Raw genomic sequence first — 15,256 nt, 5'->3', positions numbered from 1 at the left:
CGTCTCGATAATGCCGCTCATAACCCGCCCTCACACCATCGCCCCCTGCGTCGTCAGCGGTGCGCGCGATCACCGGTGAGAACAGGCAGCCTCAGCCGACATGTTCTCAGTCGAACTCGTATTGTCATGCAGCATGATCGCCGCTTTGATCCTGTCGCCGTGGTCAGTGCGCAGCCCGCTGCGGGCAGCCAGTGACTTCGCACCCTAGGCCCGGTGCGCACGCGTGGCGGCTCTGGCGCTGGCGCTTGCCGGACTGGCGTTTCTCGACTCGCTCAATGTGCTCAACGTGGGAGTAGTTTCGGCCGTCATCTTCGACAGTCGGCTGGGTCGTCGATCACCAATTCCCGGCGCCCTGAGTTATGTCGCGGGCGTGTTCGCGGTGACGACCACCTTCGGGGTGTGCACCGTGCTGGGCATCACTTTCATCACCGAGGTACTCGACTTTCATCTCACACCGGCCATTCGCTTCCGGGGCGAACTGGTACTGGGGATCGTGCTGATCAGTTTGGCGTACTTTCCGTTGACCGCACAATCGTCGGCACCCGGCTGGGCGATGGCGGCGATGCGGCAACGGCCTTGGCTGCTCGGATTTTTGGGGTTGGCGGTGGGCAGTGGCCAAGCTCCGACCGCCGTGCCCTACCTGACCGGCTTGGCGATGCTCGCCGCGCTACATCCACGTCCGCCGTTCTGGCCATTGGTCATCATCATCTACTGGGCGATCGCTCTCTCGCCGCCGCTGCTGATCCTTGCCCTGTCGATGAGAAAAACCATGCGGGCCAAGCGCATTCAACGCAGGATCGTGCGCGCGCTCACTCGCTACGGCCCGATGTCGGTGCGGCTGTTGTTTCTGGTCTTCGGAACCGGGCTCATCGCCGATGCACTGGTCAATCACAGCTCGCTGTGGTGACGCGCCATACCTTCTCATGTGTTGCACAGCGAGCTGGATTACCTTGTCGCGTGTGACTGATCGCCAAGAACGCGCAATGTCCTTCGGCTCGATCGCCGAGGACTACGACGGGCTGCGACCGCAGCCTCCGCAGCAGGCGGTCGACTGGTTGCTGCCGTCGGACTGCGAAGTGGCCGTCGACGTCGGTGCGGGCACCGGTTTGTTCACCCGCACGCTGGTGGGCCGGGCGGGGCAAGTCGTCGCCGTCGAGCCAGATGCGCGGATGCGCGCGGTGCTGGCGGGGCGGTCCCCCGGGGTTCGCGCCCTCGAGGGCACCGGTGAGGCGATCCCCCTCCCCGACCATTGCGCGGATGCGGTGTTCGTCTCGTCGGCGTGGCACTGGATGGATCCCGAACGGGCGGTCCCGGAGATCGGCCGCGTGCTGCGCGACGGCGGCCGGTTCGGGCTCATCTGGACCAGCCGAGATCGCGAGGTGGACTGGGTCCGTGATCTCGACCTGCTGCCCGGCGACGACACGACCGAGGCGGATGCACCCGACCGCTTCCGCCGCCGCCACGAGAACGTCGTACTCCCGGACCCGCAGATCTTTCACAACGTCGCCCGCGAGACGTTCGCGTTCGTGCGGACGATGACGATCGACGCCGTCGTTGCGATGCTCGCAACCTATAGCCGGGTGATCATCGCCTCTCCGGATGACCGCGCACAGCGGCTCGACAATGCCCGAACCATCTTGACTGAGCGCTTCCCCGGCGCCGGCGCGATCGACGTCCCCATGCAGTCCCGGTGCTGGCGCGCCGATCGGATCGCCCGCGGCCGGTAAGCGGACGCGCGTGGAGTCGATTCTTCCGAATGTCGTAGACAGCGTGGGGTTAAGCGCGTAACTTCTGCCGCATTCCGCTGAGGAGGAGACGCATGACGGTGCAATCCGTGTTGGACGAGGTCCGTGAACGTCCCGGTACCGGTGACGTGATCCCGATCTTCGATCCCTCCACCGAGGAACAGATCAGCCAGTTCACCGATTGCGGTATCGAAGCCGTCCACGAGGCGGTCGCGCGCGCGAAAGCCAGCGCCGAGTCCGGAATCTGGTCCGCAAAACCCGACTACGAGCGAGCCAAGATCCTGTGGCGCGTCGCCGACCTGATCGACGAGAACGCCGAGCTGCTCGCCGAGCTCGAAATGCTCAACGCCGGAATGTATCCCGCTCAAGCGGAGATGCAAGTGAAAATCGGCGCCGAGTGGTTCCGCTACTACGCCGGCTGGTGTACCAAAATCGACGGCATTGCGCGCGATGTGAACACCGGCGGCCTGACCGGTGTCGACTCGCACATGCACACTTACACGGTGCGCGAACCCTATGGTGTGGTCGGGCTGATCTTCCCGTGGAACGGCCCGGTGTTCAATTTCTGCGCCAAGCTCGCGCCGGCGCTGGCGGCCGGCTGCAACTGCGTGGTCAAACCCGCTGAGGAGACACCACTTTCAGCACATGTCCTGATGCGCCTGCTGACCGAGGCCGGGGTGCCCGACGGGGTGGCGAACCTGGTCAACGGTTACGGGCACACCGTCGGCGCCGCGATCACCGCGCATGCCGACGTGGAGAAGGTCGCCTTCACCGGGTCGACAGAGGTGGGCCGCACGATCGTGCACGCGTCGGCCGACAGCAACCTCAACAAGGTCACGCTGGAGCTCGGCGGCAAGTCACCGGTGTTGATTTTCGACGACGCCAAACTGAAGAAGGCGATTCCGATGTCGGCCTTCGGCACGTTCGTCCACTCGGGGCAGGCCTGCGTGTGCGGTTCCCGAATTCTGGTGCAGCGCAGTGTCTATGACCAGGTGGTCGAGGGCATGGCGATGGTTGCGAACGCCATGAAGATGGGCGGCCCCAAAGAAGAGGGCACCACGAGCGGACCGTTGATCAGCCGGAAGCAGCTCGATCGCGTGCTGGGTTACCTCGAGCAGGGTAAGTCCGACGGGGCGCAGATCGTCACCGGCGGGTACCGGCTCGATCGCAAGGGCTACTTCGTGCACCCGACGGTCGTCACCAACGTCGATCCCGACACCAGCCGGCTTTTCCAGGAGGAGATCTTCGGGCCGGTCGTCACGATCCTGCCCTTCGACGACGAGGACGAGGCCGTCGCGCTGGCCAACAACAGCACCTACGGGCTGGCCGCCACGGTGTGGACCAAGGACCTTGGCCGCTCCCATCGACTGGCCAAGCGGCTCAAGGCCGGAACCGTCGGGCTCAACTGCGCCTTTCCGTACGACCACTCGATGCCGTTCGGCGGCTACAAGCAGTCCGGCTGGGGCCACGAGTCCGGCAAGGCCGGCATCGAGACCTACCTACAGACCAAGATCGTCTGGGCGCAGATGTAAGGGCCTCAGGCCTGGGGCCCCTCCGAGGGTGGCCAGACCGTCCCGGGCGACGCGTCGCCCGGGCTTTCGAAATCGCCGCGAGACAGCGGCACCCAGCGCTCGATGGGCGCGGGCTGCTCAGATGACGGGAAGTCACGCAGGTCGCCCGTCGGCTTGGCGTCCCACTCGGCGAACGTCAACGGTGTCTGCAGCCAGGCGTGCAAGAGGTTGTAGGCGGCTTCCAACGAATCGATGTGGGTGCGTTCCCACCCATGGCTGCCGTCGAGCCCAAAACCGACGAGCGCCGCGCGAGTGTTGGCTCCCGCCTCGATCGCCGCCGCAGCATCGGATCGGTAATAGCGAAAGATGTCACGCGCGAACGGTATTCCTTGCTCCTGGGCGAGCCGGCACAGTTTCCGGGTCAGGTGGTAATCGAACGGGCCGTGCATATCGGCCATCGGGATCGTCACGCCGTCCTCGAGAGAGTGCTGGCCCGGCGCGCACACCGCGTTGTCCACCGAGACCAGCTCGGCGACATCCGCGGGCAGGCCGTGACTGGCCCCGTGGCCGACCTCCTCGGTGATGGTGACCATGATCGTGGTGCGGTGTGGCAGTACCACTTTGTTCTCGGAGAAGTTCTTGGCCAGTGCGAGCGCGATCGCGACCCCCGCCTTCCCATCCAGGTGACGGGAAACGATGAAGCCGTCGGCGGTGAGCTCGGGACTGGTGATCAACGCCACGAAATCACCGATCTGCAGGCCGAGACGAACCAGGTCTTCCCGGGAGGACACCTTGCGGTCGATGCGAACCTCGACGTGATCCCAGTTCGTGGGTTGGGTGTCGATCTCGTCGCCGAACGCGTGCCCACTGGACTTGAGCGGCATGACCGTGCCGGTGATGAACTCGTCGGGGTCGTCGATGAAGATGCGCACCCGGGCACCCGCGGCGAACCGGGCCGAAAATGTGCCGACCGGAACCAATTCGAGGCGGCCGTTGTCCTTGAGGTTGCGGACCATGCAGCCGATGGTGTCGGAGTGGACCACCAGTGCCCGGTCGGTGGTCGCCGACTCGCCCGCGAGCTCGGCGGTCAGCGCCCCGCGCCGGGTCAGTGTGAAGGGCACCCCGAAGTGGTCGAATATGTCGCCGATCACCTGCATCACCGCGTCCGTGCGCCCCGCCGGGCTCGGGGTCTGCAGTAGCGCCAGCAGCGTGTCGATCATCCACGTGCGGTCGGCCTCGGCCATGGCCGCGGTCTGGCCCACGTTAGCTCCTCTCGAGTCGTCTCCGAACGCGTTCAACCTACCGTGTAGCGGGCACTGACCGCCCGTTGCGGGCTGCCGTCATGCACCCGCCGGCACGCTCCCGACGTCCGCTGCTTCTACGAAGCGGATTCCAACTCGGAGATCAAATCCGCGAGGGTCAGGATTCGCTGGGCGTCGCGGACGTGCAGGCTCTCGATCATCCGGCCATCGACCGTGATGACGCTGGTTCCCGCGGCCTGCGCCTGCTCGTAGGCCGTGACGATCTTGCGGGCGTCCTGCAACTCTTTGTGTGACGGACCGAACAGCTCATTGGCGGGAGCTATCTGCGACGGGTGGATCAGGGTCTTGCCGTCGAACCCCATCTCGCGGCCCTGCTGGGCCTCGGCCCGGAATGCGCCCTCGTCGGTGATGTCGTTGAACACGCCATCCAAGATGACCTTTCCGGCCGCCCGCGCTCCCAACAAAGCCAGCCCGAGGGCGGCTACGGCGGGCGCGCGCCCGGGGACGTGCCGGCCATGCAGCTCGTTGACCAGGTCGTTGGTGCCTACCACCAATCCGGCCAGGCGATCGCTGGCCGACGCGACCTCCTCGGCGCGCAGAAAGGCCCGGGGCGTTTCGATCATCACCCACAGCTGCAACGACTTCGGCGCTCCCATCGTGTCCAGCGCATCGGCCAGCGCTCGAACCTGTTGACCTGTCTCGACTTTCGGCACCAGGACGCCGTCGGCCGCCGATCCGGCCACGGCCGCCAAGTCGTCTTCGTGCCAGTCGGTGTCCAACCCGTTGATACGCACCACGACTTCGCGGGGCCGGTAGCTCTCCGACGAGATCGCCTCGCACACCGTCGCCCTCGAATCGGCTTTCGCGTCGGGGCCCACGGCATCCTCGAGGTCGAATATCAGCATGTCCGCCGGCAGCGCTTTGCCCTTCTCCAGCGCTCGGGGCTTGTTACCGGGCAGGTACAGGGCGGATCGGCGCGGGCGCACGGAAGGTGCCATGGAGTGATTCACTTCCTGTGGTCGAGCAGCGGGCACGGGAGTCAAATGCCTGCGCGACGGGTGCGGGGTGCGCGCGGCATAGGCAGAAAGTACTCTTCGGTACCGGTGGTGTAGTCGCCGGTGGTGAGCGGCTCAGCAGGCGAATTGGCCGACGCGGCGGGTAGATCCCGGAAGGGGAAAGCGAATGTCATCATTTGGCTCGGCGCGTAGCGAGGGCGACAGCTGGGACCTGGCGTCCAGCGTGGGGGCGACCGCGACGATGGTGGCGGCCTCCCGAGCGCTGGCGTCCCGCGAGCCCGACCCACTGCTGGATGACCGGTTCGCCGAGCCGTTGGTGCGGGCGGTTGGGCACCCCTTCTTCACCCGCATGCTGGACGGGCAAATCCCTCTCGACACCGACGACATGCCGATGACGCTGCAGCAGCGGCGCGAGCAGATGACGGTGCGGACGAGGTTTTTCGACGATTTCTTCGGCGCCGCCACCGCCACGGGAATCCGGCAGGCCGTCATCTTGGCCGCCGGGCTCGACGCACGGGCCTATCGGTTGTCGTGGCCTTCGGGCACCGTGGTTTTCGAGGTCGACCAGCCCGAGGTCATCGCCTTCAAGACCGAGACGCTCGCCCAGATCGGTGCCGAACCGACCGCCGAGCGACGAACCGTCGCTATCGATCTTCGCGATGATTGGCCAACGGCGCTGCGCGACAGCGGCTTTGACATCGACTCCCCCACCGCCTGGATCGCCGAGGGCCTGCTGCCCTATCTGCCTCCCGACGCCCAGGACCGGCTGTTGGACAACATCACCACGCTCAGCGCTCCGGGCAGCCGCCTGGCCACGGAGAACATCACCGACATGAGCGTATTCACCGACGAACGGGCTCGGGCGATGCGCAGCACCTGGCGTCAGCACGGACTGGACATCGACGTTGCCGAGCTGGTCTGGCTCGGCGAGCGCCGCCCGGCCGCTGAGCACCTGGCCGCCACCGGCTGGAACGTCACCCGCCACCCCACCGAACAGGTTTATGCCGACTACGGATTCGTGCTGCCCGATAACGACGTCCTCAAGGCATTCCGGCACGCAATCAGTTACCTCAGCGCCGAATTGAGCTGAGCCCGGGTGTTTCGGTGGTCCAGCGCTTCCGCTAGCGCCTGGCTTCTCGCCACCCCCGCTCGAACGGCAGCCGCCACGCATTGGGTGCGATCAGTTGGTGAATGGCGTTGGGGCCCCACGTGCCTGGCTGGTACAGCTTGGCGGGGGGCGGATCGGTGAGGAGATCTTCCGAACGCTCCCATAATGATTCGATGCCCTCCGCGGTATTGAACAGCGTGTGGTCGCCCCGCATCGCATCGAGGATCAGTCGTTCGTAGGCCTCCAGCACGTCCACGACGGTGTCGATCTCCTGTGAGGAAAATTGCATGGACAGCTTGTCCAGCTTCATGCCGGGGCCGGGCCGCTTGCCGTAGAAGGACAGCGAAACCTTCGAGTTGTCGGCAAGGTCGAACGTGAGATGGTCGGGGCCCTGGGTGCCCACCCCGGATCCGGGCGGGAACATGGTTCGCGGGGCCTCTTTGAACGCGATCGAGACGATGCGGATGCCTTCGGCCATCTTCTTGCCGGTGCGCAGGTAGATGGGCACCCCGGCCCATCGCCAGTTGTCGATTCCCACCTTGAGCGCGATGAATGTCTCGGTGTCGGAATCTTTTGCCACCCCGGCCTCGTCGCGATATCCCTGGTACTGACCGCGCACCACGTTGGAGGGCTTGACCGGCAGCATCGACCGAAAGACCTTGTTCTTCTCCTCGCTGATGGCAAACGGCTCGAGCGCGGTCGGCGGTTCCATCACCGTGAATGCCATCACCTGGAACAGGTGGGTCACCACCATGTCCTTGTATGCGCCGGTCTCTTCGTAAAAGTTCGCCCGCTGATCCAGTCCCAGAGCCTCGGGAATGTCGATTTGAATATGGTCGATGAAGTTGCGGTTCCAGATCGGCTCGAATAGGCCGTTGGCGAATCGGAACGCCAAGATGTTCTGCGCGGCTTCCTTCCCCAAGAAGTGGTCGATACGGAAAATCTGGGATTCCTCGAAGGTTTCGTGCACGAAGTCGTTCAGCGCCACCGCGCTGGCCAGGTCGGTGCCGAAGGGCTTCTCCATCACCACCCGGGAGCGCTCGACGAGCTTCGCGTCGCGCAGCATGGTGATGACGTCGCGCGCCGCTTTAGGGGGGACCGACAGGTAATGCAGCCGCCGCACATTGGGGCCCAGATTGTCTTCGGCTTCGGCGACTGCCTCGGCGAGGGCTTCCGGTCCCGCGCCCTGCGGCACGTAACAGATGATTTTTGCGAAGCTGGCCCACTGCTCGGGCGTGAGCTGGTGCGAGCCGAACTCGTCGATCGCCTTCTTGGCGAGCTCGCGGAATTCGTCGCTGCCGATGTCTTCCAGCGATGTCGCGATGATTTGGATGTCGGGCGCCAACTCGGACTGATTCAAGTACGCCAGGCCGGGGAGCAGTTTGCGTTTCGCCAGATCGCCCGTCGCCCCGAAAAGGACGATGACGTGCGGATCGAGCGGGTCGGAGTGGTGGCGACGCGGGCGGGCGTCAGCAGCTGGGTAGGAGATCGTCTGAGGTTTCTCGGTAGCCACTCTTGCGATACTTCCACCGCAGCGGCGCTGTGTCTCGTCTGTTTCGCGGCTGCCCGGCCTGGTTAACGAATGCTCGATCGGGTATGGAATAGCAGCGGGTTCCCGGGGCCGGGCTCCCGTCCCCACCCAGGCCAATGGAAAGCGACATGACCAAACCCGACAAAGACCCGCTGAGCCGCGCTCAGGAGCTGGAAAACATCGTCGATCAGCTCGAGGAGAAGGTTACCGAGGAAAGCGAGGCCGAAGGCGTCCCCGGCAACCGCAGCGATCGGGAACAAGCGACTGTCCGGGGCTCGGCCAACGAGCCGCCGGACTAAGGCGTCGCCCGGCCGGCTCAGGTGGACACGTCATTCGCTCGGTAGGTCGATGGCGTGCGCCTTCAGCGTCGCCAGCAGCCCGGGTGCCGGCCACTCGTTGGCCCGGTAGCGAACCGGATTGATTCCCGACACGGGCAGGATGCCCACCGCGTCGATGACCGTCGGGAAGGGCACGGTGAACTTGTCGGACACATTCGACGGGTCGCCGACCAGAAAGGTCACGTAATCGGTCTGCGGCAGCTCCCAGGCGATGCCCTGTCCCCACACCGCCGTGGTGCGCCGGCCCCAGGCCGTTTCGATCATCTGCGCGTCGCCGACGTATTGCGGGAACAATTCGCGCTCATAGTGCTCCCGCAAGAATTCAGTCTGATGGTTGTATTCCTTTGTGGCCAAGAGGGTTCGAGCCCCCAACGCCAAATCGCGCAGGGGGTGCGGGCCGGCCTGATCGAACGGCGCGATGATGGTGCCCTCGATCGTGTAGCCCTGCGGCGAGATCGGCTGATCGGCATCGAGGTACATCTGCTCGGCGACCTCGAAGAGGTCCGCGGCGTTGTCGGGCGCATCGGTGCCCAGCAGCAATACGCCGTCACCCGGGAAAAACACCAGGGGGCGGGGCCCGCCCGCCACCGCCAGCGAACCCAGCCAACCCGTGGCCAAGATCATCGAATCGATATAGGTGCCGCCGTCCGCATCCTTCAACAGGAACTTCTCGCCCGGCTCGAAGGCCTGCTGACGCGCGGAGAGGTTCTCCCTGGCCACGGCGAAGGCCTGATCACCGGTGATGCCCCAAGCGCCGGTTTCCGCCGGTGTCACCATGGCTCGCACCGTGGGCAGGTCCACCACAACCATCTCGTTGATGAAGGGGAACACCGGGCGGACCCAGGGCTGGGCACCTGTGTTCACCAAGTGATTGACGTAGCTTTGCGGGCGCAGCACCGGCCTGAGCAAGGGCTGGGCCTCGGCCCAATTCATGGGCGGTGTCGGCGGCTGGTCGGTTGCCATGTCCACGATGAGTGCTTCCTGCTCTTGAACAGCGAACACGCACGTTACACCCTGCACCGGCCAACACAAGTCACCCTTTTCGGTGCTCGCATCGTCGTCCTCAAGTGGCGACAGGTGGCCCGAACCAAATGCCGAGGGCCTCACCCAGCGCCGGGTCGGTTCCGGTGCCGACCCAGGCGACGTGTCCGTCCGGCCGGATCAACACCGCGGCCGGCGCGCTCACCTCGCCCAGCACCGGAAGCACCCACTGGTCAACACGTTTCGCGTCGACCATCCGCACCCGGTCCGCCCAGAACGCGATGTCGATGCAGCCGGCCTCGCCGAAGTTGAGCAGCACCGGGCGGGCGCCTCGCAGGAGGTCGAACACGCGCAGCGAACCGTCGGCGGTGACCAGGTCCAGGTCGGGCATGCGGCGTCCCACCAGCGGGTGCCCCCCACCCAAGTCGTAACGGATATCCAAACCAGACATCATCGCGGCGAAGCAGGTGCGAGGTTCGTCCATGTCGAGAAGCTCGGACATGGTGTCGCGCAGGGCTTTGGTGCGTTCGTCGGGGCGAAGGAGCGCCATCTGCGCTAACGCGTTGCGCAGCACGCGCCGGGCGACGGGGTGCCGCTCGGTGTGATAGCTGTCGAGCAGGCTCTCGGGCGATGTCTTGTTGACCACCTGGCCCAGTTTCCAGCCCAGATTCACCGCATCCTGCACGCCGGTATTCAGACCCTGCCCGCCCACCGGGTGATGGATGTGTGCCGCATCCCCGGCGAGCAGAACCCGGCCGCGGCGATAGGCGGCGGCCTGTCGCGCCGCGTCGGTGAACCGGGAAAGCCAAGTGGGACTGTGCATCCCGTAGTCGGTCCCGTATACGGCGACGAGTGCCTCACTGAGCTCGTGTGGCGTGGGTTCGGCGGCCGGTCCAAGATGGCGCTCGGTGACCATGACCCGCACCCGTCCCTTCTCTTCGTCGATGGACAGGGCATGAACGCCGAGCGCATCGTGGCGGATACCCCACTGCGGGGATTGCCCGCTGCCCACATCCATTTCGACCTCGGCGAGCAGATAGCTCGTCGTTGCATCCCATCCCGGAAATTCGATGCCGGCCCCTTTCCGGATGACACTGCGTCCTCCGTCGCACCCCACGAGGTACTGCCCCCGCATCGCCCGGCCATCGAACAGTCCGACGTCGACGCCGTTGTCATCCTGCGCGAAGGTCGCCACCTCTTCGCCGCGGTAGATCGGCACGCCGAGCTCGCTGACCCAGTCGGCCAGGATGCGTTCGATCTCGTTCTGCCACAGCGCGAGTCCGTAGGGGTGCCGGGTGGGAAAGTCGCTGATGTCCAGCCGGATCTGGGAGAAGCCGGCGACCTGCGCCACCTGCCCCCGGGACAGGAATCGGTCGGCGATGCCACGCTGATCGAGAACTTCGATGGTGCGGGCATGCAGACCGCCGGCCCGAGCTCCGACCAGGTCCTGGCTGGTGCGGCGCTCGACGATGGCCACGTCGACGCCCGCCAGGCCCAGTTCGCCCGCCAGCATCAGCCCCGTCGGACCGCCCCCGGCAATGAGCACCGCATGCTCGATGTCGGCATCCGAGTTCACCGATGTCACCGGAACACCCACTTCACCACCCCGATTCGCTTGAATTCTGGTTGAGGACAGCGATTTTGCATCATCACCGGGGTCTTGCGGCAAGCCCCCATGTGCGCTATAGGTTGAAAGTGGCGGGGAACATCGATCACAAGCCGTCGCGCACGGCGTCCATGGCACGGTAGATCCGCTGCTCGCTGACCGGGCGAGGCGTGCCGAGTTGCTGGGCCCACAGGCTCACCCTGAGTTCCTCGATCTGCCGGGCGATATCCCGAACGGGGGCGGCCGCCTTCGCCGTCTGCGAAAGCTCATGCAACAGCTCGTCGTAGGCGTCCTGTACCGCTTGGACCCGCTGCATGCGCTCCCGATCGGCCTGGACCGCGTGGGCCAACCCCTCGAGGCGGCGACGGATCCCGAGCAGATAGCGAGTGAGATCGGCGAGGTGCGCAGTCCCGGTGGCGGTGACGAAACCGGCTGGTAACAGCCGGTTCAACTGTGCACGGATGTCGGCGAGCGCATCGGCCTGCGCGGGCGGCGGATTTGCGGGCACCAGGAGTTGCACCTCTTGAGCCGCGGCCAGCGCCTTCTCCACGCGACCCACAATGTCGACGGTGGTGGCCGGCAGGGACTTTCCTGCCCGCTGTTGCAGCGCGACGAATTCCGCGCGGGTCCACACCGGCGCCGTCACGAGCGCGTCGATCGCGGCGTGGGCGCAGTCTTCCAACAGCGCCGGAAGGTCGCCGTCCGGGTTGGTGCCGAGAACCAGTCGGGTGCGTGGATCGAGTTGGCGAGCAATGGCTTTGACCGGTGACGCGACACTGAGCCGCACCAACCGCCGGATGCCGGCTCGCATCGTCTGGTCCTGCTCGGCCGACGTGGCGAACACACGAAGGTCGACGCTGCCGCCCGCGTCGACGAAGGCGGGAAAGCCCCGCACGGTGCGTCCGTCAACCGTGCGTTCGACGACCCGCGCCAGTTCGTCGAGGTCCTCGGGCCAGCCGCGCAACCCGGTTCGCTCCAGATCACCCGCGACCGCATGGGCGACGGCCCGGCGGGCGGGCGCCGTGAGCCTTTCCTGCAGTAGCCGCAGATCCTTGCCGCGGGCCACCTCGGCCCCGTCGCGGGACTCGACCGCGAACGTCACTCGCAGATGCGGTGGCAGCTTGTTCAGGTCGAAGGCGTCGAGGGGAACCAAAATGCCGGTGCGACGGCGTAACTCGCGTTGCAGTGCCGGCAGCAGTGGCTCACCGGCCGCGTCGACTGCCGCCAGCACCGCACGGGCCGTGTCGGGGGCGGGAACGAAGTTGCGGCGCAAGTCCTTCGGCAGCGACCGGATGAGCGCGGTCACCAGCTCGTCGCGCAGCGCCGGCACCTGCCAGGCGAACTCATCGCCGCCCAAGCGTGCCAGCACGTCGATAGGCACGTGCACGGTGACCCCGTCGTCGGCGGCGCCGGGGTCGAACCGGTAGGTCAGCGGCAGGGCCACATCGCCCGTCCGCCAGGTGTCGGGCCGATCTGCGTCGGCGGTCTCGTCGGTGCGTAGCAGGTCGGCGCGAGTGAAGGTGAGCAGGTCCGGCGTCTTGTGGCGCTGCTTTTTCCACCAGGCGTCGAAGTGCCGTGCGGAGACGACATCGGCGGGAATGCGGGCGTCGTAGAGCGCGTAGATGTCGTCGTCGGTGACCAGCAGGTCGCGGCGGCGGGCCCGCTCCTCCAGCTCCTCGAGTTCGGTCCGCAGCCGCGCGTTATCACCGAAGAAGTGATGGCGGGTGTGCCACTGTCCCTCGACCAGCGCGTGGCGGATGAACAACTCCCGGGCCACCACCGGCTCGATGCGTGCGTATCCGACGCGGCGGCGCGCAACGAGCGGCAGCCCGTACAGCGTCACCCGCTCGAAGGCCATTACCTCGCCGCGCTCGGCGTCCCAGTGCGCTTCGGTGTAGGTGCGCTGCACCAGATCACCGCCGACCCGCTCCGCGACCTCGGGCTGGATGCGGGCAGCGGTCCGCCCATATAGTCGGCTGGTCTCGACCAGCTCCGCCACGACGACCCAGCGCGGTGGCCGTTTGGTGAGCGCCGAGCCGGGCGCCAACACGAAATGCGAGTTGCGCGCGCCGAGATACTCGCGGGTGTCCTCGCGGCGCATCCCCACATGCGACAGCAGCCCGGCAAGTAGCGCCGCGTGCACCCGCGCCGGATCGGCCGGCTGATCAGACTGGACGTCTTCGACGATTCCCAGGTCGCGGGCGATGCTGCGCAGCTGCCCGACCAAGTCCTGCCATTCGCGGATGCGCAGATAGTGCAGGAACTCCGAACGACACATTCGTCGAAATGCGTTGCCGGATAATGACGTCCGCTGCTCACGCAGATAGCGCCACAGGTTGAGATAGGACATGAAGTCGGAGTGCTCGTCGGCGAAACGGGCATGCTTTGCCCGGGCCGCCTCCTCGCGGTCACTCGGCCGTTCCCGCGGGTCCGGGATCGTCAGCGCCGCGGCCAACACCAGCGTCTCACGCACGCATCCCTCGGTCTGTGCCTGCAGAATCATCCGGCCCAGCCTCGGATCGACGGGCAGTCGCGCGAGGCGGCGGCCGAGGTCGGTGATCGCGCCGTGTTCGTCGAACGCGCCCAATTCCTGCAGCAGCTGCACCCCATCGCGGACATTGCGCCGGTCCGGCGGATCGAGGAAGGGGAACTCTTCGATGTCGCCGAGCCGCAAGGCCGCCATCTGCAACAGCACGGCGGCAAGGTTCGTCCGCAGTATCTCGGGGTCGGTGTAGCGCGGCCGGGCCGCGAAGTCCTGCTCGGAGTAGAGCCGGATGCACACGCCGGGCGCGACCCGGCCGCAGCGGCCGGCCCGCTGCTCGGCGGACGCCTGGGAGACGGGCTCGATCGGCAGCCGCTGCACCTTCAAGCGCCGGCTGTAGCGCGAAATGCGGGCGTTGCCCGGGTCGATGACGTAGCGGATCCCGGGCACGGTCAACGACGTTTCCGCGACGTTGGTGGCCAGGACCACGCGGCGCCCCGGATGGGGCGCGAACACCTTCTGTTGTTCGGCGGTGGGTAGCCGGGCGTACAGCGGAAGCACCTCGGTGGAGCCTGGGCCGCCCGTCAAAGAATTCAAAGCCTCTGCGGTGTCGCGGATCTCGCGTTCTCCCGAGAGGAAGACGAGGACGTCCCCCGGCGGCTCGGCCGCGAGTTCACCGATGGCGTCGGCGATCGCCTCGATTTCGTCGCGGGTCTCGGTACGCGCGATCTCGTGGTCGGGGTCGTCGGGATCGTCGCCGGATGCGGAAGGCAGCGCAACCTCAAGGGGCCGGTAGCGCACCTCAACCGGATATGTCCGCCCGGACACCTCGATGATCGGCGCGTTGTCGAAGTGCGCCGCGAAGCGTTGCGGCTCGATGGTGGCCGAGGTGATGATCACCTTCAGATCGGGGCGGCGGGGCAGCAACTCGCGCAGGTAACCGAGCAGGAAATCGATGTTCAGGCTGCGCTCGTGGGCCTCGTCGAGGATCAGCGTGTCATAGCGCAGCAGGCGGCGGTCGCGCTGGACCTCGGCGAGCAGGATGCCGTCGGTCATCAGCTTGATCAGCGTGCGGTCGCTGACCTGGTCGGTGAACCGCACGGTATAGCCGACGGTGTCGCCGAGTGGGCTGCCCAGTTCGTCGGCGATGCGCTGCGCGACGGTGCGGGCCGCCAGCCGGCGGGGCTGGGTGTGCCCGACGGTTCCGCGGATACCGCGGCCGGCATCGAGACAGATCTTGGGGAGCTGGGTGGTCTTCCCCGACCCGGTCTCCCCGGCGATCACCACCACCTGGTTCGCCCGTATCGCGTCGGCGATTTCCTGCCGCCGCGCGCTGACCGGAAGGTCGGGGTAGGTGATTGTGGGGACGGCGGCTCGGCGGGCAGTGACGATCGCTTCCGCCGCCGCGATCTGGTCGGACAATTGCCGCAGTTTCTCCGGCGGGGCGCCACGCAAGTTTTTCAGGCGCCGTCCGATGCGGGCGGCGTCGCGGATGGCCAGACCGTCAAGGCGTTTGCGCAACTGCGCCTCAGACGTTGGGATGGACGGTTCGGCCACTGCTGCAACGATAGGCGTCATCTGGCAGCGCCAGCCGCGAGGTGTCGGTGACGCCGCGGGATCAACGTAGTGTCAAAATGGCAATGCCGCAATTTGCCGCACGTCGCCATCACGGGGGT

At 66.4% G+C, this 15,256-nt stretch carries 11 protein-coding genes; 5 read left to right on the top strand and 6 right to left on the bottom strand.

Features of this window, described 5'->3' with window-relative positions; translation table 11 throughout:
• The first annotated feature begins 223 nt into the window (after positions 1-223).
• The 3 genes from A5782_RS11670 (at position 224) to A5782_RS11660 (ending at position 3,277) form a co-directional block, all read left to right on the top strand.
• A complete protein-coding gene (locus tag A5782_RS11670) occupies positions 224-907 on the top strand; it encodes a GAP family protein (protein WP_067099566.1) in 684 nt (227 codons plus the stop codon).
• Positions 908-959: 52 nt separating this feature from the next.
• On the top strand, positions 960-1,727 hold the full coding sequence (locus A5782_RS11665; protein WP_067099564.1) for a class I SAM-dependent methyltransferase: 768 nt from the start codon (positions 960-962) through the stop codon (positions 1,725-1,727).
• Between the two features lie 92 nt (positions 1,728-1,819).
• Positions 1,820-3,277: an aldehyde dehydrogenase gene (locus A5782_RS11660; RefSeq protein ID WP_067099562.1), complete on the top strand. Its 1,458-nt coding sequence runs from the start codon at positions 1,820-1,822 to the stop codon at positions 3,275-3,277.
• A gap of 5 nt (positions 3,278-3,282) precedes the next feature.
• Here the strand turns inward: A5782_RS11660 and A5782_RS11655 are convergent, their stop codons facing one another.
• Both A5782_RS11655 and A5782_RS11650 read right to left on the bottom strand, forming a co-directional pair.
• Complete coding sequence (locus A5782_RS11655) at positions 3,283-4,518, bottom strand: osmoprotectant NAGGN system M42 family peptidase (protein ID WP_067099561.1); 1,236 nt, start codon at positions 4,516-4,518, stop codon at positions 3,283-3,285.
• A 116-nt stretch (positions 4,519-4,634) separates the two neighbouring features.
• Positions 4,635-5,516 (bottom strand): CoA ester lyase, encoded by an 882-nt coding sequence (locus A5782_RS11650; protein WP_067099728.1) that lies wholly within the window; start codon positions 5,514-5,516, stop codon positions 4,635-4,637.
• Between the two features lie 184 nt (positions 5,517-5,700).
• Here A5782_RS11650 and A5782_RS11645 point away from each other — a divergent pair, with 184 nt between their 5' ends.
• Positions 5,701-6,624 carry a class I SAM-dependent methyltransferase gene (locus A5782_RS11645; RefSeq protein ID WP_067099559.1) on the top strand — a complete coding sequence of 308 codons (924 nt, stop codon included), beginning with the start codon at positions 5,701-5,703 and terminating at the stop codon, positions 6,622-6,624.
• Positions 6,625-6,655: 31 nt separating this feature from the next.
• Here the strand turns inward: A5782_RS11645 and zwf are convergent, their stop codons facing one another.
• On the bottom strand, positions 6,656-8,155 hold the full coding sequence (gene zwf / locus A5782_RS11640) for a glucose-6-phosphate dehydrogenase (RefSeq protein ID WP_067099557.1): 1,500 nt from the start codon (positions 8,153-8,155) through the stop codon (positions 6,656-6,658).
• A 134-nt stretch (positions 8,156-8,289) separates the two neighbouring features.
• On the opposite strand from zwf, the gene A5782_RS11635 reads away from it, so the two are divergent.
• Positions 8,290-8,472, top strand: coding sequence for a hypothetical protein (locus A5782_RS11635; RefSeq protein WP_067099555.1), 183 nt, complete (start codon positions 8,290-8,292; stop codon positions 8,470-8,472).
• A gap of 30 nt (positions 8,473-8,502) precedes the next feature.
• Here A5782_RS11635 and A5782_RS11630 read toward each other — a convergent pair whose 3' ends face one another.
• From A5782_RS11630 to hrpA, 3 genes are all read right to left on the bottom strand, one after another.
• Positions 8,503-9,480: a hypothetical protein gene (locus A5782_RS11630; protein WP_067099725.1), complete on the bottom strand. Its 978-nt coding sequence runs from the start codon at positions 9,478-9,480 to the stop codon at positions 8,503-8,505.
• Between the two features lie 94 nt (positions 9,481-9,574).
• Positions 9,575-11,077, bottom strand: a complete 1,503-nt coding sequence (locus A5782_RS11625) for an FAD-dependent monooxygenase (protein WP_369815617.1) — start codon at positions 11,075-11,077, stop codon at positions 9,575-9,577.
• A gap of 127 nt (positions 11,078-11,204) precedes the next feature.
• Positions 11,205-15,158, bottom strand: a complete 3,954-nt coding sequence (hrpA, locus tag A5782_RS11620; protein ID WP_067099553.1) for an ATP-dependent RNA helicase HrpA — start codon at positions 15,156-15,158, stop codon at positions 11,205-11,207.
• Positions 15,159-15,256 lie beyond the last annotated feature (98 nt).

This window comes from Mycobacterium sp. 852002-40037_SCH5390672, from assembly GCF_001665875.1.
GTDB lineage: Bacteria > Actinomycetota > Actinomycetes > Mycobacteriales > Mycobacteriaceae > Mycobacterium.
The sequence above is the reverse complement of the archived record's forward strand: the minus strand, read 5'-3'. Positions and strand labels throughout refer to the sequence as shown.

Coding starts and splice junctions, on each gene's coding strand:
- A5782_RS11660 (WP_067099562.1), top strand. CDS start 1,820: ATGACGGTGCAATCCGTGTTGGACGAGGTCCGTGAACGTCCCGGTACC.
- A5782_RS11650 (WP_067099728.1), bottom strand. CDS start 5,516: ATGGCACCTTCCGTGCGCCCGCGCCGATCCGCCCTGTACCTGCCCGGT.
- A5782_RS11645 (WP_067099559.1), top strand. CDS start 5,701: ATGTCATCATTTGGCTCGGCGCGTAGCGAGGGCGACAGCTGGGACCTG.
- A5782_RS11635 (WP_067099555.1), top strand. CDS start 8,290: ATGGAAAGCGACATGACCAAACCCGACAAAGACCCGCTGAGCCGCGCT.
- hrpA (WP_067099553.1), bottom strand. CDS start 15,158: ATGACGCCTATCGTTGCAGCAGTGGCCGAACCGTCCATCCCAACGTCT.